The sequence below is a fragment of the Bradyrhizobium sp. UFLA05-112 genome (genome assembly GCF_053572325.1).
The window spans coordinates 34184-55726 of sequence record NZ_JBANBK010000001.1 but is presented as its reverse complement, the minus strand read 5'-3'; the positions used below and the strand labels follow the sequence as shown (position 1 = coordinate 55726).

Annotated in this window: 17 protein-coding genes and 1 pseudogene; 9 read left to right on the top strand and 9 right to left on the bottom strand. The window is 64.8% G+C overall.

Annotated elements, in window-relative coordinates; genetic code table 11:
* Positions 1-2: 2 nt before the first annotated feature.
* Complete coding sequence (locus SO180_RS00265) at positions 3-1106, bottom strand: NAD(P)/FAD-dependent oxidoreductase (RefSeq protein ID WP_449376846.1); 1104 nt, start codon at positions 1104-1106, stop codon at positions 3-5.
* 235 nt (positions 1107-1341) lie between these two features.
* Between SO180_RS00265 and SO180_RS00260 the strand changes: the two genes are divergently transcribed.
* The 5 genes from SO180_RS00260 to SO180_RS00240 all read left to right on the top strand — a co-directional run bounded on the left by SO180_RS00260 (position 1342) and on the right by SO180_RS00240 (position 8357).
* Positions 1342-3888, top strand: a complete 2547-nt coding sequence (locus SO180_RS00260) for a sensor domain-containing protein (protein WP_449376845.1) — start codon at positions 1342-1344, stop codon at positions 3886-3888.
* A gap of 40 nt (positions 3889-3928) precedes the next feature.
* Positions 3929-5392, top strand: coding sequence for a glycerol-3-phosphate dehydrogenase (locus SO180_RS00255; RefSeq protein ID WP_449376844.1), 1464 nt, complete (start codon positions 3929-3931; stop codon positions 5390-5392).
* A gap of 75 nt (positions 5393-5467) precedes the next feature.
* Positions 5468-6637 carry an ABC transporter ATP-binding protein gene (locus tag SO180_RS00250; RefSeq protein WP_449376843.1) on the top strand — a complete coding sequence of 390 codons (1170 nt, stop codon included), beginning with the start codon at positions 5468-5470 and terminating at the stop codon, positions 6635-6637.
* A complete protein-coding gene (locus SO180_RS00245) occupies positions 6634-7545 on the top strand; it encodes an ABC transporter permease (RefSeq protein WP_449376842.1) in 912 nt (303 codons plus the stop codon). The genes SO180_RS00250 and SO180_RS00245 overlap by 4 nt, the downstream gene beginning before the upstream one ends.
* Positions 7545-8357: an ABC transporter permease gene (locus tag SO180_RS00240; protein ID WP_449376841.1), complete on the top strand. Its 813-nt coding sequence runs from the start codon at positions 7545-7547 to the stop codon at positions 8355-8357. The genes SO180_RS00245 and SO180_RS00240 overlap by 1 nt, the downstream gene beginning before the upstream one ends.
* A 13-nt stretch (positions 8358-8370) precedes the next feature.
* Here SO180_RS00240 and SO180_RS00235 read toward each other — a convergent pair whose 3' ends face one another.
* The 4 genes from SO180_RS00235 to SO180_RS00220 all read right to left on the bottom strand — a co-directional run bounded on the left by SO180_RS00235 (position 8371) and on the right by SO180_RS00220 (position 13726).
* On the bottom strand, positions 8371-9222 hold the full coding sequence (locus tag SO180_RS00235; protein ID WP_449376840.1) for a carbohydrate ABC transporter permease: 852 nt from the start codon (positions 9220-9222) through the stop codon (positions 8371-8373).
* Entirely contained in the window at positions 9219-10091 is an 873-nt protein-coding gene (locus SO180_RS00230) for a carbohydrate ABC transporter permease (protein ID WP_449376839.1), read from the bottom strand. The genes SO180_RS00235 and SO180_RS00230 overlap by 4 nt, the downstream gene beginning before the upstream one ends.
* Positions 10092-10185: 94 nt before the next feature.
* Entirely contained in the window at positions 10186-11571 is a 1386-nt protein-coding gene (locus SO180_RS00225; protein ID WP_449376838.1) for an ABC transporter substrate-binding protein, read from the bottom strand.
* A gap of 196 nt (positions 11572-11767) precedes the next feature.
* Complete coding sequence (locus tag SO180_RS00220; protein WP_449376837.1) at positions 11768-13726, bottom strand: AsmA family protein; 1959 nt, start codon at positions 13724-13726, stop codon at positions 11768-11770.
* Between the two features lie 255 nt (positions 13727-13981).
* Between SO180_RS00220 and SO180_RS00215 the strand changes: the two genes are divergently transcribed.
* Together SO180_RS00215 and SO180_RS00210 are read left to right on the top strand one after the other, a co-directional pair.
* Positions 13982-14689 (top strand): CoA transferase subunit A, encoded by a 708-nt coding sequence (locus SO180_RS00215; RefSeq protein WP_449376836.1) that lies wholly within the window; start codon positions 13982-13984, stop codon positions 14687-14689.
* Between the two features lie 73 nt (positions 14690-14762).
* A complete protein-coding gene (locus tag SO180_RS00210) occupies positions 14763-15413 on the top strand; it encodes a CoA transferase subunit B (protein WP_027525194.1) in 651 nt (216 codons plus the stop codon).
* Between the two features lie 371 nt (positions 15414-15784).
* Here the strand turns inward: SO180_RS00210 and SO180_RS00205 are convergent, their stop codons facing one another.
* The 3 genes and pseudogenes from SO180_RS00205 to SO180_RS00195 all read right to left on the bottom strand — a co-directional run.
* Positions 15785-16663: a formylglycine-generating enzyme family protein gene (locus SO180_RS00205; RefSeq protein ID WP_449376835.1), complete on the bottom strand. Its 879-nt coding sequence runs from the start codon at positions 16661-16663 to the stop codon at positions 15785-15787.
* 53 nt (positions 16664-16716) lie between these two features.
* The gene (gene nirK, locus SO180_RS00200) at positions 16717-17811 is read right to left on the bottom strand and encodes a copper-containing nitrite reductase (RefSeq protein ID WP_449376834.1); all 1095 of its coding nucleotides are present in this window, start codon (positions 17809-17811) and stop codon (positions 16717-16719) included.
* 588 nt (positions 17812-18399) lie between these two features.
* Positions 18400-18867, bottom strand: a pseudogene (locus SO180_RS00195) (copper chaperone PCu(A)C); the annotation flags it as partial.
* A 197-nt stretch (positions 18868-19064) separates the two neighbouring features.
* On the opposite strand from SO180_RS00195, the gene hemN reads away from it, so the two are divergent.
* Both hemN and SO180_RS00185 read left to right on the top strand, forming a co-directional pair.
* Positions 19065-20417 (top strand): oxygen-independent coproporphyrinogen III oxidase, encoded by a 1353-nt coding sequence (gene hemN / locus SO180_RS00190; RefSeq protein WP_449376833.1) that lies wholly within the window; start codon positions 19065-19067, stop codon positions 20415-20417.
* A gap of 86 nt (positions 20418-20503) precedes the next feature.
* Complete coding sequence (locus SO180_RS00185) at positions 20504-20701, top strand: DUF1858 domain-containing protein (RefSeq protein WP_449376832.1); 198 nt, start codon at positions 20504-20506, stop codon at positions 20699-20701.
* Here the strand turns inward: SO180_RS00185 and SO180_RS00180 are convergent, their stop codons facing one another.
* Positions 20702-21415, bottom strand: a complete 714-nt coding sequence (locus SO180_RS00180) for a Crp/Fnr family transcriptional regulator (protein WP_449376831.1) — start codon at positions 21413-21415, stop codon at positions 20702-20704.
* Between the last annotated feature and the right edge of the window lie 128 nt (positions 21416-21543).

Sequence of the window (21543 nt, the reverse complement as noted above, 5' to 3'; positions counted from 1 at the left end):
GCCTAGATGCTTGCGAGCTCGGCGACGTGGTCGGCGATCGCAAGTGATGACGTCAGGCCGGGCGACTCGATACCGAAGAGATTGATGAGGCCGTCCACGCCGTGATCGCGCGGGCCCTGCATCAGGAAATCCTGCGTGGCCACCGCCGGCGGGACGATCTTCGGCCGTATGCCCGAATAGCTCGGCATCAACGCGCCATCAGGCAGGTCCGGCCAGTATTTGCGGATTGCCGGATAGAATCGCTCTGCGCGTGCGGGATCGACGGCATAGTCGATCGTTTCGATCCATTCCACGTCGGGACCGAAGCGCGCCTGGCCTGCCATGTCCAGGGTGAGGTGCACGCCGAGCCCGCCGGGCTCGGGCACGGGATAGATCAGCCGTGAGAATGGTGCCTTGGTGCTACAGCTGAAATAGTTGCCCTTGGCAAGATAGGCCGGCGGAATCCGCTCCAGAGGCATGCCGTCGACGCTGCGCGCCACGGTCGTCGCGGAAAGACCTGCTGCGTTGACCAGCAGGCTGCATTGCAGCGTCATCGGCGCCTCGCCGCCAGCATCGATTTCGATGACGCCGCCTGAGGCCTTGGCGCGGATCAGCGGCGTGTGAAACGCGAACGCAGCGCCCGCCGCTTCGGCCTCGCCGCGCAGCGAGAGCATGTAGGCATGGCTGTCGATGATGCCGGTCGAGGGCGAGAGCAACGCGGCATCGCAGGCGAGCGCCGGCTCCAGCGCGCGCGCGGCGTCGCCTGCGAGCATCTGCATGTCGAGCACGCCATTGGCCTCGGCATGCGCCTTGATCGATTGCAGCTTCTCGGTCTCTTTCGGATTGGTAGCGACGATCAGCTTGCCGCAATTTCTGTGCGGGATGTCGCGCTCGGCGCAGTAGCGGTAGAGCGCATGCTTGCCGCTGACGCACAGCCGCGCCATCCAGCTCCCGGCCCGGTAATAGATCCCGGCATGGATCACCTCGCTGTTGCGCGAGGAGGTGATGGTGCCGATCGCCTCCGCCGCTTCAAGCACGATCACCTCGCGCCCGGCCTGGGCGAGCTTTCGGGCGATCGCGAGCCCGACCACCCCCGCTCCGATGACGACGCAGTCAACTCTATCCATGGTGGGGCGGGAGGTCCGTGAGCGGCAGGGCCAAGGAGCTTAACAAGGAGCTTAACAAGGGGCTTAACGAGAGGCTTAAGGAACCGCACCCGAGGCGGCTCTCCATTAAGGAAGAATTTATCATGTCAGGGCAATTGCCGTATCTGGCGTCACATTTTTCTGTCGTGCTGACAGGCGTTTACCCGATCCCAACCCGTGAGGCCAGACAATCCGGAGTTGAAATCGCGGGTGGCTGATGGCTGACAAGAACTGGCACGCGAGCGGCACGATTCTGACGTCTGTGCAGGCCTTGGCGTGCCTGGCCGGCACGGTCGCGCCCGCGCGCGCCTTTGCGCTGTCCGACAATTTCGCCCCGCAAAGCTATCTGGGCCGGCTCGATCCCAATCTGGTCTGGGAGGCGCTGCTCGGCGGCATCGCAGTGTGCTCGCTCCTGGCCGCCATCGTGCTGTGGATTCACTCGGCGTTACGGCGAGCCAGGCGCATGCAGTTGCGGCGCAATGCTTTCGTTTCGTCCGCCATGAACAATCTGAACCAGGGCGTCGTGATGACCGACGCTCAGCAACGGATTATCTTCTGCAACGACCGCTATCTCGAAATCTACGGGCTGGCGCGCTCGGACCTCTGGGCCGATATGACCGGGCCCGACATGCTCAGGCTGCGTCGCGATCGCGGCGTGCTCGGCGTGACCGACGAGGAGTTCTACGAGAAGGCCGCCAGCTCGAACGGCCTGATCACCGAGCTGCCGGAGGGGCGGGCCATCCTGGTGAAATATTTCGTGCTGCCGAATGGCGGCTCGGTGGCGACGCATCTCGACGTCAGCGAGCAGCGCAACCTGTCGCGGCAGCTTGCCTCCACCAAGCAATTCCTGGAATCGGTGCTCGACAACGTCCCGGTCTGTGTGGCCGCGAAGAACATCGAGGACGGCCGCTACATCTTCGCCAACCGCGCCTTCGAGCGTTTCTCGCGCTATTCGCGCGATCGCATCGTCGGCAAGCGCGCCGACGAGATCTTCCGCCCTGCCACCGCAGCCAGCATCGAGGCGGCGGATCGCGCGGCGCTGGCGTCGGCCGAGGGTCAGTACCGCAGCGAGATCAAGGTCGAGCGGGGCGCGGAGAACCGCGTGCTGTCCTCGGTCCGCGTGATTGCCCGCAACCAGAACAACCAGCCCGAATTCCTGATTGCGCTGTTCGAGGATGTGACCAACCGCCGCTCGCTCTCGGAGCAGCTGGAGAGCACCAAGAAATTCCTCGAGCTCGTGGTCGACAACATCCCCGTGGCGCTGATCGTGGAGCAGGTCAAGGACGGCCGCTATCTGCTCGCCAATCGCAGCGCCGAGGCGATCCTCAACCGCAAGCGCGAGGATGCCACGGGCCTCACCGCTTCCGACATCTTCAACGCCAAGGAAGCCAAGCTGATCATCGCGCGCGACGAGGCCGCGATCAAGAAGCGGGGAATGATCACCGAGGAGCATCCGATCTCGACCAAGGATGGCCTGCGGCTTTTCCTCACCCGCCGCGCCACCGTGCTCAGCGATGCCGGCGAGCCGGAATATCTGATCAAAGATGTGTATAAGAGACAGGTGCTCTGTGTCGATCTCGACGGGCTGAAGGAGGTCAACGACGTCTTCGGCCATGCGCTCGGCGACAAGCTCCTGGTCGAGGTCGCCCAGCGGCTCCAGGACGCCGCCCGTGGCGGCGTGGTCGCGCGCCTGTCCGGCGACGAGTTTGGCCTGATCATCGATGGCAAGCAGCCCGACACGGGTCTCGCGCTGGCGCGCCAGCTCGGTGAAGCCCTTTCCCAGGAATTCCAGATCGACGGCCGCGCGGTGCGCGCCGGGGTCACCACCGGCATATCGGTCTTCCCGCACAACGGCGCGGACGCTGCTTCGCTGCTCGCCAATTCCGGGGCGGCGCTGTTCCGCGCCAAGCAGAAGTCGCGCGGCACGATCAGCCTCTACCAGCCCGAGATGGACCAGCAGATTCGCGACCGCCGCGTGCTGCACCAGGACCTGTCGAAAGCGATCAAGAACGGTGAGCTCTCGCTCGCATTCCAGCCGCAGGCCGTCGCCGGCCACACCGTCGCCGAGAGCGAGATCATCGGCTTCGAGGCGCTGGCGCGCTGGCAGCATCCGGTCCGCGGCCAGGTCTCGCCGGCCGAGTTCATCCCAATTGCGGAGGAGAGCGGCCTGATCGTCGAGATGGGCGAGTGGATCCTGCGCCAGGCCTGCCGCGAGGCGGCCTCCTGGGCCAAGCCGCTCCAGGTCGCGGTCAACCTGTCGCCCGCACAGTTTGCCCATGGCGACGTGGTCGGCCTCGTCCACTCGATCCTGCTGGAGACCGGGCTGTCGCCCGGCCGGCTCGAGCTCGAAATCACCGAGGGCGTGCTGATCGAGGATTTTGATCGCGGCCTCGCGCTGCTGCGCCGGTTGAAGGCGCTGGGCGTGCGCATCTCGATGGACGATTTCGGCAGCGGCTATTCCTCACTGAGCTATCTCCAGGCGTTCCCGTTCGACAAGATCAAGATCGACCGCGCCTTCGTGATCAATCTCGGCCGCAACCCGCAATCGGCAGCGATCGTGCGCGCCGTGATCGATCTCGGTCACGGCCTCGAAATGTCGATCATCGCCGAAGGCGTCGAGACGATCGAGCAGCTCGCCTTCCTCGCCAAGGAGGGTTGCGACGGCGTGCAGGGCTATCTGCTCGGCAAGCCCCTGCCGATCGGCCAATATGGCCGCCTGATCGGCCGCGCCGAGACGATGGAGCTTGCGCTCAAGACCGGCTAGTGATGACGAAGTCCTTGCTTCGTTCGTTCACGACGGCTTCATGGCGGATTACGACCTCGCGATCATCGGCGGTGGCCTGAACGGCGTCAGCATCGCGCGCGACGCCGCCGGGCGCGGCCTTCGCGTCATTCTGTTCGAGCAGGGCGATCTCGGTGGCGCAGCTTCCTCGGCGACGCCGCATTTGATCCACGGCGATCTCTCGGTGCTGGAGCGTCGCCGCTTCCGTCGTGTGCGCCGGGCGCTGGCCGAGCGCAAGGTGTGGCTCGCGATCGCCCCGCATCTGGTCCGCCCGATGCGTTTCGTGATCCCCGCGCATTCCGACGAGCGTCCGCCCTGGATGCTGCGCGCCGGTCTGCTGCTCTACGACCGCCTTGCGGGGCGCGGCGGCTTGCCGCCGTCCGCGACCATCGACATCACGCATCATCCGGTTGGCAACGCCCTGAAACGGCCGTTCGGCACCGCCTTTGAATATTCGGACTGCGTCGTCGATGATTCCAGGCTCACAGTCCTGACCGCGCTGGATGCGGCGGAGCGTGGCGCGGTGATCCGTACTGGCGCGCGCTGTGTGCGGGCGGATCGCACCGACATCTGGCGGCTCGCCGTCGTCGATCGCGGCCACCGCAGGGTCATCACGACCCGCGCACTCGCGAACACCAGCGGCGGATGGAGCGTGAGCGTCGCCGAGACCGTGCTCCGACAGCCGCCACCGCGCGCAGGCGCTGCCGTGCAGATCAGCCAGATCGTCGTGCCGCGGCTGTTCGAGCCCGACAACGTCTACGTTTTCCAGAACAGCGACGGCCGGCTGATCTTCGCAAGCCCGTTCGAGCGCGATTTCACCCTGATCGGCACCGTCACGCACGCCTTCAGGGGCGATCCGGCGATCGTCGCCGTGCCGGCCGCAGATGTGACCTATCTCTGCGAGGCTGCCAGTCGCTATTTCCGCGAGCCCGTCGTGCCGGTCGATGTGATGCGGACGATCTCGGGCGTCAATCTGGCGCCCGAGGCCGGGCGCTGGCGGGATGGTGCGCTCGCCTTCGATGCGAGGCGGCGCAAGGCGCCGCTGCTCACGATGTTCGGCGGCGATGTCACGACCGCGCGATGGCGCGCGGAGCGCGCGGTGACCAGGCTGACGCCGTTCTACCCGATGTCGCGGCCCTGGACGGCGGCGGTCGCGCTTCCGGGCGGGGACTTTCCCTGGCAGAACTTCGAGGCGGAAGTCGATGCCGCACGTGATCGCTGGCGCTTTCTCTCCGAGGCGCAGGCGCAGCGCCTGCTCGGCGCCTATGGCTCGCGGCTGTCGGGCGTGCTGGGCGAGGCCAAGAGTCGTGCCGAGCTTGGGCCGGCTTTCGGTCCCGAACTCACGGCAGCCGAGGTACGCTACCTCATGCAATCCGAATGGGCCCGCTTCCCCGACGACATCCTGTGGCGCCGCTCCAAGCTCGGCCTGACCATGCCGCCCGCCGATCGCGACGCGCTGGCGGCGTTCATGGCGAATGCGGTGTGAATGATCGGCATCGAACCGGTTGAGCCGGGAACGTTCCGCCGCTAGCGTGCGGCTGCATTGGGGCCGGCAGGGAACATGGCTGACGAACTCGAGGGGATCAAGGCGGCCGCCGTGGCCAGGCCGGGCGTGCATCCGGCGACGGAGCGTCCGCTGCTGCGCATTGACGGCGTGGTGAAGAATTTCGGCGCGTTCCGCGCGGTCGATGGCGTGTCGCTCGATATCGGTGCCGGCGAGTTCTTTGCGCTGCTCGGTCCCTCCGGCTGCGGCAAGACCACGCTATTGCGCATGCTGGCCGGTTTCGAGGCGCCGGACCAAGGGCGCATCCTGCTCGGTGGCAACGACATCGCGCAGACGCTGCCGCATGAGCGGCCCATCAACATGATGTTCCAGAGCTACGCGCTGTTTCCGCATCTGTCGGTGCGCGACAATATCGCGTTCGGTCTGAAGCGTGCCGGCATGGCGCGCGCCGATATCGCCACGCGCGTGGCCGAGATGGTCGCGCTGGTGAAGCTGGAGGGCATGGAGAAGCGCAGGCCGGACCAGCTCTCCGGCGGCCAGCGGCAGCGCGTCGCGCTGGCGCGTGCGCTGGCGCGCCGCCCGCAACTGCTGCTGCTCGACGAGCCGCTGGCCGCGCTCGACAAGAAATTGCGCGAGAGCACGCAAGGAGAGCTGATGGAGTTGCAGCGCCGGCTCGGCATGACCTTCATCATCGTCACCCACGATCAGGAGGAGGCGATGACGATGGCGACGCGAATCGGCGTGATGGATGCGGGCAGGCTCGTCCAGGTCGCATCGCCGCGCGAGCTCTATGAAGCTCCGCGCTCGCGCTGGATCGCGCAGTTCGTCGGCGATATCAACCTGTTCGAAGGCGAGTTGCAATCGCATGAGGCCTACCGCGCAATCGTCGTCACCCGCGATGCCGGAACGCTCGTCGTGGCCGAGCCGCGCGCGGCGGTCGGCAAGCCGACGGTGTCGGTCGCGATCCGCCCCGAGAAGGTCAAACTTTCGCGCCGTGGGCTCGGCGGTGATGCGGACCAGGGGCCGGCGATCAATCGGCTCGAGGGCACCGTCACCGATATCTGCTATCTCGGCGGCAGCACCACCTACAGGGTGAAACTCGATGCGGGTGGCACCGTGCAGTCCGCGATCGCGAATACGACGCGCCGCGACACCGATGCGTACAGCGTGAACCAGCGCGTGGTGGCCTGGTTCACGTCCAATGATTGCGTGGTGCTGGAGCAATGAGCGCGCGCCGCATCTTTGCGAGACCCGCGCGTTTCGCCGCGATCGCGCCTTACCTCTGGATGGCGCTGTTCTTCCTGGTGCCTTTCGGCTTCGTGCTGAAGATCAGCCTGTCGCAGACGGCGATCGCGCAGCCGCCCTACGAGCCGGTGTTCGACCTGACCGCCGGATGGGCGGCGATCAAGGCCGCGTTCGGCGCGCTCTCGATCGACAATTTCAAGCTGCTGGTCTCCGACGACCTCTACGTATTCGCGTATGTGCGCAGCATCACCGTCGCAGTCACCGCCACCGCGATCCTGCTCCTGATCGGCTATCCCATAGCCTACGGCATGGCACGGCTGCCGACGCGCTGGCAGGCGGTGGCTATGGTGCTGGTGATCGTGCCGTTCTGGACCTCGTTCCTGATCCGCATCTACGCCTGGATCAACATCCTGCAGCATGACGGGCTCTTGAACAAAATCCTGCTCGCGCTCCACGTCGTCAGCCAGCCGGTGGTGTGGCTCTCCACCGACAGCGCGATGTATCTCGGCATCGTCTATTCCTATCTGCCGTTCATGATCCTGCCGCTCTATGCGACCCTGGCCAAGATGGAGTCGGTGCTGGAGGAGGCCGCCGCCGATCTCGGCGCGCCGCCGGGGGCGGTGTTCTGGCTCGTCACCTTTCCGCTGTCACTGCCCGGCGTCGGCGCCGGCGTCTTGCTCTGCTTCATTCCGATCGTCGGCGAGTTCGTGATCCCGGATCTGCTCGCCGGCTCGAATTCGCTGATGATCGGGCAAACGCTGTGGCTGGAATTCTTCACCAACAAGGACTGGCCGGTCGCTTCCGCCGCCGCCATCATCCTGCTGGTGGTGCTGCTGGCACCGCTGTTGCTGTACGAGCGGGTCCAGCGGCGGCAATTGGAGGAGCGGTGATGCGCAAGGTCGCTCGCCTGTCCCGCTTCAACGTCGCCTCGCTCGCGCTGGGGCTGGCGTTCCTTTACCTGCCGATCCTCATTCTCGTCATCTATTCCTTCAATGCCTCGCGGCTGGTGACGGTGTGGGGCGGCTGGTCGTTGCGCTGGTACCGCGAGTTCTTCAACGACCGCGCCATGATCGAGGCGGCCTGGATGAGCCTGCGCGTCGCCGTCGCTTCGGCCAGCATCGCGACCGTGCTTGGAACACTGGCGGCGGTGGCGCTGTCGCGCGGCGAAGGATTTCGCGGCCGCACGCTGTTCTCGGGCATGCTTTACGCGCCGCTGGTGATGCCCGAGGTCATCACCGGCCTGTCCCTCCTGCTGCTGTTCGTCGCCTTGAATGCCGAGCGCGGCTTCTGGACGGTGACGATCGCGCATACCACGCTGACGATGTGCTTCGTCGCTGTCGTGGTCCAGTCGCGCCTCGGCTCGCTCGACCGCTCGCTCGAGGAGGCCGCCATGGACCTCGGCTGCGGCCCCGTCCGTGCCTTCCTTTTGGTCACGCTGCCGCTGATCGCGCCCGCGATCGTGGCCGGCTGGATGCTGGCGTTCACGCTGTCGCTGGACGATCTCGTGATCGCGAGCTTCACCACCGGCCCCGGCTCGGCGACGCTGCCGATCCGTATCTATTCCGAGGTGCGGCTCGGCGTGAAGCCCGAGATCAACGCCATCTGCACGCTGGTGATAGGCCTGATCGCCATCGTCATCGTCATTGCCTCGCTCGCCTCGAAGCTGTCGAGCTCGCAGGGCGAGAGCGCGGCGCCATTGTGAGTGTGGGAATGCCTTAGGACTTCACCGCGCCGGCGGTAAGCCCGCCCACCATGTAGCGGCGGAAGGCGTAGTAGATCGCGGCCGGCGGCAGCGCGTAGATGAAGCCGGTCGTCATCAGCAGCTCCCACGGCGAATCGTCGGCGGCGAGGAAGTTGCCGAGCGCGACGGGGAGGGTGATCTCGCGGTCGTTCGACAGCAGCAGGAACGCGTAGAGATATTCGTTCCAGGCGAGCAGCACCGCGTAGGTGCCGATCGCGACCAGCGAGGGCATCATCAGGGGCAGATAGACCAGGCGGAAGATCTGCAGCGTGGTGGCGCCGTCCATCACCGCGGCTTCATCGAGCTCGACCGGCAGCTTGTCGGAAGCCTGCTTCAGCACCCAGATCGCATAGGGCGAGGCGATGGTGACCATCGCCAGGATCAGCGACCAGTGATTGTTGAGCAGGCCGTAATTGGCCATGGTGCGATACATCGGCACGGCGAGGAACGCCGCCGGAATGAAATAGGTGAAGAGCGCAAGGTTCATCACCACGCGCCCGCCGGGCACCTTGAGCCGGGAGATCGAGAACGCCGCGGCGGTCGCGATGAACAGCGTCAGCGCGCCGACGGCGGCCGCGATCACCACCGAATTCCAGAACTGGACGTAGAAGTCGCGCAGGAAATAGTGCTGCTGATTGAACACAATCGAGAAGTTGTGCAGCGTCGGATGGTCCGGCCACAGCTTTCCGGAGAACGCGTCCTCCTTCGGGGAGATCGCGAACAGGAACATGTGATAGATCGGCACCATCGTCCAGATGAAGACCGGGATTCCGATCAGCAGCAACTTTGCTTCGGTCGCGACTTCGCGCAGGGTAGGGAGCTTCATCGCGACAACCGTTTCATCATGAAGTACACGAGCGGCAGGACGAACGGCATCGCGCAGACGATGGAAGCCATCGCGAGCGAGAGCTGGTCGAGCCGGAGATAGCGAATGCCGAGCGTCGACAGCACGTGCGTAAGGTCGGCCGGGCCGCCGCCGGTCAGGAGGTAGACGCTGTTGAAATCGCCGAGCGTCCAGATCATCGAGAGCAGCGTGCAGGTCACGTAGAGCGTCTGCATCGACGGCCAGGTGATGTAGCGGAATTTCTGCCACCAGCTCGCACCGTCGACCTCGGCGGCCTCGAACAGATCGTGCGAGATCGCAAGGCGTCCGGTGATCAGAATCAGCGTCCAGAACGGCAGCGATTTCCAGATGTGCACGCCGATCGCCATGGACAGCGCGACGGTCGGATCGTTCAGCCAGTTCGGGCCGTCATCGCCGGTGAGGCTGAAGATGAAATGGTTGACCATGCCCCATTCGGGATTGAGCATGAAGCGCACCGACAGGATGGTCGGGATCGAGGGCACCGCCCAGGGCAGGATGAAGATCACCGAAAGCCATTTGATCCAGGTGCGCTGCTGGGCGAAGAAGCCGGACAGGAACAGCGCGATCAGCATCTTGATGTTGATGCCGATGACCAGGAAGATCAGCGTGTTGACCGCGGCGCGCGCGAAGATCGGGTCGTTGTAGAGCGCGACATAGCTCTCGGGATGGCGCGCCAGCCACAACCCGTAACAGACGGGATAGACGACGAAAGCCAGGAAAACCAGGAAATAGGGTGCGAGCAGCACGATGCCCCAGACCTGCGCCGGGGTCAGCCGCGACGACAGAGGCGGCGAGGCTACCGCTTGATCGCCAGAGAGCGTGATCGCCATTCTTCTCGAACTCTTCAAACGAGCTGCCGGCCGCAAAATGCGGCCGGGTTTGTTTTACACCTCTCCCCGCAAAGCAGGGAGAGGGAGAATGACCTTAACTCACGACCTGCTTGATGCGGGCAATGAGCTCGTCGACGGCCTTGTCGACCGGAACCTTCTCGCTCACCACCCGGTTCATCGCCTTGGCCCAGACGTTCTCGTTGTTCAGGATCGTGAACTTCCAGTTCTTGGTGAAGTCGAACGGCGCGGTGCCGCCGGTGAACTGGTTGTAGACCGCCTTGCGGTGCCGGTCGGCCTGCCAGAACGGGCTCGCCTGGCTTTCCTTCGTCACCGGGAACCAGCGGCCGAGCGCGCCTTCGATGTAGGGGCGGACGTTCTCTTCCTGGAGCAGGAAGCTGATGAACTGCTTGGCCTCGGCCTTGTTCTTGGCCGCTGTGAAGATCAGCCCGGTCTTGACGTCGGAGCGGTAGCGGATGGTCGAACCATCAGGCGCCTTCGGGAAGGACGCGGTGATGATGTCCTGCTCATAGGCCTTCTTGCCGGCTTCGCGCTGCTCCGGCGTCAGGTTCTGGTTGGTGGAGTCCTCGAACCACTTTGCCGCGATCGAGATCGTGAAGTTGTGGGTCATCACGATGGTCTTGTTGTGGAAGGCGACGTTGTTGTCCGGATCCTTCCAGGTCGTGGAGGAAGGCGGCGTGCAGCCCTTGATGTAGGTGTCGGTGTAGTCCTTCATCGCCTTGATCAGGCCGTCGCGGACCTTGGGATCGTCGACCAGGAGCTTGCCGTCGTCGTCGACGAGCTTGACGTGGTAGGCGTCCATGAAGGTGTAGAACGACTGGAAGGCGTCGGTGGATTCAACGCCCATCGGCTGGCCCACGGCGTAGATGCGCTGGCCGGTCGCTTTGCGGATCGCCGGCTGCACCTTGTCGCACCAGAAGGTCCAGTAGCCGGCCCAGTCGTTCGGGATATCGCTCTGCTTGAAGCCGGCCTTCTCCAGCATGTCGCCCCAGATCTGGACGTGCATGCTCTGCTGCTTCAGCGGAAAGCCGTAATAGGCCTTCTTCTTGGCGACGTCGTTGTAGAGGATCGACGCTTCAAGCGTGTTCGGCACGAACCGGTCCTTGATCGGCTCCATGACGTCGGACAGATCCTCGAGCTTGCCCTCATAGGCCCACTTGCCCTGCGCCTGCACGTCGTAGGAGTCGGAATAGGCGACGTCCGGCACGGTGCCGGCATCGAGCGCGGCCACCGTCTTCGGAATCATGTCCTGGATCGCGTACTGCGACAATTCGACCTTGATGCCGGTCTTCGCCTCGAATTTCTTGATCGTATCGAGCAGCGCGTCGTCTTCAGATTTATAAAATCCCTTGCCCCACCAGACAGTGATCGTTTTCTGCTGGGCAAATGCGGGTGCAGTGGCTGCGAACAGCCCGACCGCAGCAACCGCAAGTGAAAATGCGCCAATAACCCTTGATTTCACGTTTCTCTCCCTGAAGTCGCCGGTGTTTTAACCGGTCGGAGAAAACACTAGCGCATGGGCGGGGGCCGATCTAGCGGCATCTTGTCAGACCTAGGTCGAGGGGTATTTCGCCCGCGAACGTTCTTAACGTTGCGCATCGATCCAATCGACGCATCAATTCACGGCAATCAATTCGCGCGATGTTAGTTGCACGCCACTAATTGGATTTCGCGCCGTCCTTGGCGCTTTCCTTCGCGTTCTCTGCCGTCGGCGCGGCCGCGGCATCGGGCGCGGCGGGCTTGGCGCCGGTGAAGCGCTCGAGCACCGAGCGCACGGCGTCGCGCGTCTTGGGATTGCGCACGGATTCGAGCAGCGGCGCGGACGCGGGCGAGCGGCGGATCAGGCTTTCCGGATCGGGGAAGATCAGCGGATCGTCCCAGGGCCCCTGCACCACGAAAGGCAGCTCGAAGCCGGACGCGCCGTTCAGGCTCGCCACGCCCTTCATGTCGTACTCGCGCGTCGGCACCGAGGCGGTGCCGGTCAGCGTGATCTTCGCCGTCGGTCCGTCGATGTGGATGTCGTCGGCGGTCGCGATGCCGTCGGCGAATTTCACAGACAGCGTCATGTCGTTGTACGGAGTTGAGCCGCTGCGGAAATTGCCGCCGCCCGACAGCGGCCGCCGCTCCAGCCGCTTCAACAGCTGCTCGGCATTGAAGCCGGAGATCGCGCCGTCATGTCCTGTCACCGAGGCGGTACCGTCGAGCGATTGCACGAGGCCGAACGGGCTCGAGCCGGAGGCGACCAGCGACACGTTGATGTTGCCGCGGCCGGACAGCTTGTTGATGCCGAACAGCTCGGAGGTGCAGGCCTGCAAATCGACGTCGATGAACTGGAATTGCGCCTTGACGTCGGCCACCGTGTCGGAGCGTGCAATCCCGAACGAGCCCCTGGCGATGCCGCCATAGACCTGCGCCTCGCCGACCGAGAGCGCCAGCGTGCCGTTGCGCAAATTCGCGCCGATCGCGGTGCGGCCGAGTTTCGACGGCCCGACCGTCAGCCGCGCTGCAGACAGGCGCATGTCGAGATCGGTGGTCGACAGCCCGTTGAGGTCGAACAGCTGCCTGTTCCAGTCGCGCGCGCCGCTTGCCAGCAGGCGGAAGGTCGAGATGTAGGGCGTGAAGTCGAGCGCGTCGGCGGCGAGCGTTGCCTGGAGCGACTGCCGGCCGTTGTTGGCGTAGGTCATCACGCCCTCGGCGACGTTGCCGTCGAGCTCGACATTGACGTTGGTGAGCGCGATCGAGGCGCCCACCACGTTGGCCCGCGCCTTGAGCGCGAAACGGCCGAAGCCGCCGCTGCCCGGCTGCGGCTGGCCGGTCCAGCGCAGCGCATTGCGCAAGGACGGGCTGTCGATGGTGAGCGTGCCTTCCATCATCGCGCTGGTGCGGTTGGCGACGCTGCCGTCGAAGGCGAGCTTGAGCGGCGGGCTGGTGATCCGCGCCTTCAGGCCCGAGCGGTCGCCGGAGAGCGCTGCGACGAAATCGGAGAAGCTGATCGAACCGTCGACGCGCTCGCCGCGCCAGTCAAACTGCCCGGTGGCGGCAAAGGAGCGCGAGATCGAGGGCCATGCCAGCGACAGGTCGATGTCCTCGAACTTTTCGGTGCCGTGGCTGGCGACGTCCTCGTAGTCGAGCACGCCGTCCTGGACCCGGATCTCGGAGAACGACACCTGGTTGTCGGAGCCCGGCTTCATGGTGCGCGCGATGGTCTGGATGAAGGGGGTCCAGTTGCTGTCGCCATTGGCCTCGAGGCTGACATGGATATGCGGCCGCAGCAGCATCAGATCTGCGATCTCGAAGCGCTGCAGCAGGAGCGGCAGCAGCCGCAAATTCGCGGTGAGCACGTCGACATGCAGAGCCGGATCGCTGTCCCCGCCGGGACCCTTCAGGCTGACGTCATGGAACGAGACATAGCTCGCCGGCAGCACCGAGATGTCGATGGCGCCAGCGACATTGAGCTCGAGCCCGGTGACGGCGCGGATCTGGCCCTCCACCGCCTTGCGCAGCGCGTCGCGGTTGATCAGCCAGGAGGTCGCGACCAGGGCGATCAGCACGATGCTGAGCAGCGCCGCAATCGGCGTCCCCAGGCGCTTCATTCCTTGGGCCAACGTCAATGGCATGTCCTGATCGGGTTGGGTTGGCGGGTGCTCAACGGGACGAGCCGGGAGCCTAACGCGCCCCACGTACAAGTCCCGCAACTTGATGGGTTTTCTTGTCGCTTTCAAGGCCGGGGAGGCGGTTATGCCCACGCCGTGGGCAGGCTGTATCATCGGGCCCGCGCGCCGGAAACCCCGTATCATTGACGGCTCAAGATCATTTCGCCTAATAATCCCGGCAACAACGGGCTTAACGCCTCACACCCCAAGGTTTTCCGCATGAACAAGGTCTATCCCGACGCCAAGTCGGCTCTCGATGGCATTCTCAAGGACGGCATGATGATCATGTCGGGCGGTTTCGGCCTCTGCGGCATCGCTGAGGCGCTCTCCGACGCGATCCGCGATTCCGGCGTCAAGGGCCTGACGGTGGTCTCCAACAATGCCGGCGTCGACGGCATCGGGCTCAGCCGCCTGCTGGAAACCCGCCAGATCAAGAAGATGATCTCCTCCTATGTCGGCGAGAACAAGCTGTTCGCCCAGCAGTATCTCGCGGGCGAGCTGGAACTCGAATTCAACCCGCAAGGCACGCTCGCCGAGCGCATCCGCGCCGGTGGCGCGGGCATTCCGGCCTTCTACACCAAGACCGGCGTCGGTACTCTGATCGCCGAGGGCAAGGAGGTGAAGGAGTTTGACGGGCAGAAGTACCTGATGGAGCGCGGCCTGTTCGCCGACCTCGCCATCGTCCACGCCTGGAAGGGCGACACCGCCGGCAATCTCATCTACCGCAAGACCGCGCGCAACTTTAACCCGATGATGGCGACCGCCGCGAAGATCACGGTGGCCGAGGTCGAGCATCTGGTTCCGGCTGGTGAACTCAATCCCGACCACATCCACACGCCCGGTCTTTTCGTGAAGCGCATCGTCGAGGTCGGCACGACCAAGAAGCGCATCGAATTCCGCAACACCCGCCCGCGCCCGGCAGCTTGAGCGCATGATCCGGAAAAGTGGACACCGGTTTTCCGGCAAGATCATGCGCAACTAAGGACTACAGGAGAATAAGATGGCCTGGACCCGTGAACAGATGGCCGCGCGCGCCGCAAAGGAATTGCGTGACGGCTATTACGTCAATCTCGGCATCGGCATTCCGACGCTGGTGTCGAACTACATCCCCGACGGCATGGACGTGAGCCTGCAGAGCGAGAACGGCATGCTCGGCATGGGTCCGTTCCCCTATGAGGGCGAGGAAGACGCCGATCTCATCAATGCCGGCAAGCAGACCGTGAGTGAGCTGCCCTCGACCAGCTATTTCTCGAGCGCGGATTCCTTCGGCATGATCCGCGGCGGCCACATGGACCTGTCGATCCTCGGCGCCATGCAGGTGGCCCAGAACGGCGACCTCGCCAACTGGATGATCCCCGGCAAGATGGTCAAGGGCATGGGCGGCGCGATGGATCTCGTCGCCGGCGTCAAGCGCGTCGTGGTGGTGATGGAGCATTCCGCCAAGGACGGCGCGAAGCTCCTGAAAAGCTGCACCCTGCCGCTGACCGGCGAGCGCGTCGTCGACATGGTCGTCACGGATCTGGCCGTGTTCACCATCGACAAGCACGGCGACGGCGGCATGGCCCTGATCGAGCTCGCCGACGGCGTCACGCTCGACGAGGTCAAGTCCAAGACCGAAGCCGAGTTTCGCGTCGCGCTGAAGAATACGTAAGCGGCGAATTCGTTCGTTGCCGATGTGGCCGGGTATGTCCCGGCCATTTTCGTTCTTGCAGCCGTAGAATCGTAGGGTGGGCAAAGACGCGCCCTTCGCGCGTCGTGCCCACCAACTTACGCGGATGGATGGTGGGCACGCTTCGCTTTGCCCACCCTGCGGCGCTGCGAGGCAGTGAGGCAGTAGAGCGTCTCCACATCCTCGGTGTCGTCCTGGCGAAGGCCAGGACCCATACCGCGAGGTCTATCGATTGCGATAGGTGATAGTCCCGAAGGACTGCTAGTCTCGCCAAAACTGAATTCGGTGGTTATGGGTCCTGGCTTTCGCCAGGACGACATTGGAAAGGCATGGGGCGCGGTCACTACCATCGGTCACGACCTCGCCGACAACGCCCCGCCAAGTCGTTGCGATACGCTCCCAACCCAGGACGTCTCCTCGCGCACCAGGCGGAAGCCGAGATTGGCGGGCGGGACGCCTTGCGCGCAGCCGCCGGCGCGGGCGTCGCGTATGAAGTCAGTGACGTAGGCACGGTGGGCGCCTTCGGCGACGCGCACGCCGCAATTCACGGTCTGACGGCCCGCAATGCCGTTCTCGTCGACCCGATCGCGCACGAAGCAGGTCGAGGTCCATTCCCAGACATTGCCTGCGACATCCGAGACCCCATGCTCATTCACGCCGAACTTGCCGAACGGATGCGTCGCGGCGTCCGACCGGTCGCGTTCGGATTCGCGCTCGTAGCGGCTGATCCAGCGCTTTGAGGGATCGGCGGCATCGACCGGCGATCCATCGTCCCTGAACTTGCTGCCGGCGGCAAAGGCCCATTCCTCGTCACTCGGCAGGCGCCAGGTCTTGCCGGTCTTGCGCGACAGCCAGGCGGCATAGGCCTGCGCATCGTGCCAGCTCACCTGCACCGCGGCGCGATCCGGTGCGACCACGACGTCGCGGTCGAGCGCGCGGCACGCGCCGTCCTGCACGCAGAGCTGATAGTCGGCGGAGGACACCTGCTGTTGCATGATCGCAAGCGGCTTTGCAAAGCGTAACTTGCGCAGCGGCGCTTCCGCCTGTTGGCCCGCGCGGGTGAAATCTCCGGCGGCACGATAGATGAAACTGCCGGCGGCGATCTCGACGATCGCCGGTTCGCTCGCCGCGCCGCGCGTGACGACATCAGTGACCAGAGGCGCAACGGCAAGCGGCGTTGCGAATCCGGCAACGCAGGCGAGCACCAGCTTCAGCTTGAATGCGATCAGCATGGGAGTCCCCCCGAAAGAAGAAGGGGCCGGTCGTCACCGGCCCCTCATGCACGCTAGTTGGTCGGAGCCGAGATTTCCGCAGGTGCCTTCACCTGGGTCATGAGGTCGTCGTTCCACTTGCCTTCGACCTTGAAGTGCGCGGTGGCACCGAGATTGGCGGCCTCGATCAAATTATGCGTGACATAGGCGTAGATGCCGGGCTGCAGGAACTTGTACAGCGCAGCCCCCGCCGAGCCGCCGCGGATGAACCAGGTCTCGAGCCCGGTCTCCGGCGCGTTGGAGAACTTGCCGGTCTCCCAGACATAGTCGCCATGGCCGCCGATCAGGTGCGGACGGCTGTCGCGATTGGCCTGCGAGTGCACGATCAGCACGTTCTCGCCGACATTGGCGGTCAGCGCGTTCTTGCCGGTGAGTGCGCCGACCTTGCCGTTGAACACGACGTGGCTCGGAGTGAGCTTCTTCATCACCTCCTCGGTGTCGGTGTAGGCCTCTCCGGGCGAGTCGTAGGACTTGAAGTTACCCTTCTCGTCGCGCGGCACATACATGTCCTGCTCGCCGATGTAGTAGACCTTGTCGTATTTCAGCGCGTGGCCCTTGCCGTCGTTCAGCCCGTCGCGCGGCAGCACCATCACGGCGCCGTTCATGCCGGAGACGACGTGCCACGGAATCATCGCGCCGCCCGGTGCGCAGTGATAGACGAACACGCCGGTCTTCGTGGCCTTCCAGCGCAGCACGACCTGCTCGCCGGGATTGACCAGCGTGAGGGCGCCGCCGCCAAGGGCACCGGTCGCGGAGTGGAAGTCGATGTTGTGCGGCATGGTGTTGGTGGCAGGGTTGACCAGCGTCACCTCGACGTAGTCGCCTTCATGCACCACCATCAGCGGGCCCGGCATCGAGCCGTTGAAGGTCATCGCCTGGAAGGTGGTGCCCTTCTCGTCGATGACGACCTTCTTCTCCTGGATCGTGAGCGTGAACTCCATGATCCTGGGCGCCTGCTTGGTGGCCTGCTCGTGTGCATGCACGAAGGGCGGTGCGACCAGCTCGACCTTCTGCCGCGGCAATTTGAGATCGTCGGCGGCAAAAGCGGGGGTCGCCAGCATCAGGGCGGTCGCGGCGGCGCTGATCAATGCGGCTCTGCGGGTGAACATCGGAAGCATCCTTCATCTGAAATGGTTTTGATGACGGGACCTACTCTGCGCTTCCTGGTGCAAGATAGTTTGCGCTGCAACAACCTTTCGCCTGATTTGCCTCCGGAGCAGTACTTGGGTCGCTTACCGAAGCAGGATCGGAGACACGACGTTAACTGCATCCGACGGCGTGATGTGGATGTCGAGACCGAGCGACCAGCGTCCGGGCAGTGGCGCCGACATCGTGACGCGCCATTGATCGTGACCGACGCGCTCTGCATTCGCAGTGACGGGCGCGATGCCATGCTCGATATTGCCGAGCGTGACCGACACGGAGCTTGCTGCAAGCGGCAACTCATTCGCATCTTCAAGCTGGATCGCGATCTCGACGGGGCCGGCGCGGCCGGGCGAGACCGTGACATTGGCCATGGCTTTCTCGGCATGCAGATGCGTGAAGAAGCTCTCGTCCGCGTCGCTGGCGGCTGGCGCGGATGCAGCCGCTGCGGCTTCAGTGCGCGGTGCAGGTTCAGGCGCTCGTGCGTTGTTGGTTTGCTCCGGGGCTTGCGCGGTGCTCGACTGTTGCCGCCCTTGCGCGCTGTTTGCAGCTTCGGGCGCTTGTGCGCCTAGGGCCCGCACGTCGAGCGTCACCTTCACCTCGCCAGCGTGCTCGAATGACAGCGTGACCGGCACCTGATCGCCCTGGTGCAGCGGCGCCTTGAGGCCCTCGAACATCAGATGTCCGCCGCCCGGCGCGAGCTGCACGGATTGTCCCGGCGCGATCGAAAGGCCGCCTTCGAGCGGGCGCATGGTCATGACGCCGTTGTTGATCGCCATCTCGTGGATTTCGGTCTTGGCGGCGAGCGGCGTCGATGCCGTCTTCAATCGTTCCGGCGCGGCTCCCTTGTTCTCGATGGTGAGATAGCCGCCGGCGACCTTGGCGCCGCCGGGCGTCGCGCGACTCCAGGCCATGCTGATGGCGAGATCGCCATGCCTCGCATCACCGGCCAGCGCCGGTTGCGACCAAAGGCACGACAGTGCGGCGGCCGCACAGGTGAGTGCGAGTCTGGAACGGTTCATGGCGGCTGTTTCCCTGGTTCGAGACGCGCAGCTAGCGCCGAAAGCACCATGCGCGCTTTGCGCGAGCGCAAAGTTCCGATGCCCCAATTCCGCGGCACTTTGAGCGAGCGCAAGGTGGACCGGCCAAATCGGAAGTACCTGAGGTAGCTGCGGGGCGCGCATCCCGCAAGATCTCGACATCAGGATTGGATCAGGACATGAGAGCGGATCTGGCGGCGAGCTACGGCGACGAACGTCTGCCGCGCTACACGAGCTACCCGACCGCCCCACATTTCTCGCAGATGGTCGACGCCGAGGCCTACGGCCAATGGCTCGCCGAGCTTCCCGCCAGCGTCAACGCCTCGCTCTATCTGCACGTGCCATTCTGCCGGAAGATGTGCTGGTACTGCGGCTGCCACACCCAGATCGCCCGCCGCGACGATCTGATCATCGCCTATCAGCGGACGCTGCGCCGCGAGGTCGATCTGGTGGCCGACACCATCGGCCGCCGCATCAAGGTTGCTCACATCCATTTCGGCGGCGGCACGCCGACGATCATGGCGCCCGAGGCCTTCACCGAATTGATGGCGGCGATCCGGCAGGCGTACTTCGTGCTGCCGTCGGCCGAGATCGCGATCGAGATCGATCCGCGGACGCTGACGGCTGAGATGACCGCCGCGCTGGCGCTTGGTGGCGTCAACCGCGCCAGCCTCGGCGTGCAGAGCTTCGATCCGCGCGTGCAGCTTGCGATCAACCGCGTGCAGACCTTCGAGCAGACCGCCGCCGTCACGCAGAACTTGCGGCGCGCCGGCATCAAGGGCGTCAATTTCGACCTGATCTACGGATTGCCGCACCAGACCATCGCCTCCTGTCTCGACACGGTGCGGCGCAGCCTGGAGCTTGAGCCCGACCGTTTCTCGGTGTTCGGCTATGCCCATGTGCCGACCTTCAAGAAGCACCAGCGCAAGATCGACGAGGCGTTCCTGCCTGACGGTCCGGCGCGTCACGACCAGGCCTGCGCGATCGCCAACGCGCTGAAGGACGCAGGCTATGTGCAGATCGGGCTCGACCATTTCGCGCGGCCGGACGACGCCATGGCGCTGGCCTTCGAGAGCAAGACTCTGCGCCGCAATTTCCAGGGCTACACGACCGACGTAAGCGATGTGCTGCTCGGCTTCGGCGCCAGCGCCATCGGCCACCTGCCGCAAGGCTATGTGCAGAACGAGGTGTCGATCGTCGGCTATGCGAAGGCCATCGAGGCCGGCGGCCTCGCAACCGTCAAGGGCTATGCGCTGACCGGCGACGACCGGCTGCGCGCCGACATCATCGAGCGCATCATGTGCGACTACGGCGCCGATCTCGGCGCGATCTGCGCTCGGCACGGCGCGCGGGCCGATAGCATGCTGCAATCCGCGCCGCGGCTGAAGACGCTGATCTCCGACGGCGTGGTCAGGCTCGAGGGCGACCAGCTCGCGGTCGCCAGGGACTCCCGCTTCTTCGTCCGCAGCGTCGCTGCCGCCTTCGACGCGCATCTGGACGCCGCCAGGCAGCTTCACAGCCGGGCGGTGTGACGAGCCAACGGAACCGGCGCGAGCTTGCGCTTCGACAAAGAGGTTGCTGGCGGCGCCGCTATCGTCTCATCGGAACGGAGTTGCCCATGTCCTTCCGATCTGACGATCTCGTCGACGACATCATGCGCTCGGCGCCGCACACGATCCGCGTGTTCCTGGAATTCCGGATGGCGTGCGTCGGCTGTCCGATCGCCTGCTTCCACACCGTCGACGATGCCTGCCGCGAGCATGGCATCGATCGCGCAAAATTCCTGGCCGCGCTGTGCGAGAGCGTGCCGGCGTGATCAACCCGCCGACCCGCCCTGTGCGCTCTGCTCGGCGAGCACGAAGATCCTGTGCGGCTCGCGCAGGATGATGCGCTGGCGGCCGCTTTCGACGAGGCCCTGGCTCTCCCAGCCGCTCAGGATGCGGCTCACGGTGTGCAGCGTGGTACCGGTCATCTGCGCGATGTCCTGGCGGCTGATCGGAAAATCGATCTCGATGCCGTGATCGAGCTTCTTGCCGGATTGCTTGGCAAGCCGCAGCAGCGCATGCGCGACGCGCTGCTCGACCTGCTGGGTCGACATTTCCAGCACGCGGGTGTGGCTCTCCTGCAAGCGCGTGCCGACGGTTTGCAGCGTGTTGGTCGCGAGCGCGGGATACCTCTCGACCAGCCGCGGCCAGGCGCCGGTCGGCCAGGCCAGCACGACGCTGTCGTCGACCGCGGTCGCGGTCGCCGGATATTGCGTGAGCCCGATCGCCATCGCCAGCCCAAACGTCTCGCCGGGCGCGACGTAGCGCACCACGATCTGCTCGCCGGTCGGCGTGGTCTTGGCGGCGCGGACATGGCCGTGCAGCAGCAGGAAGAAGGAATGCGCGTCCTCCCCTTGCGCGAAGACCGCACTGTTCTTCGGATGACGTGACGAGCGCGCCTCGCGCAGGATCTCCTCGAGCTCCTCGGTCGTGAAGCCGGCAAACAGCGGCAAATGCGCAACCAGTGACGGGTCGACCTTGGCCATTCTGCCTCCATGGCGCGGACTTTCAGGACTTTGTGATTGCACGCCATTCGGCCGGCAATTTGCGTTAGCGCAAAACTGGCCGCCCCAGCGCCGGTATTTTTGTGTGCAAAGCCCGATTGAGCCGGAGT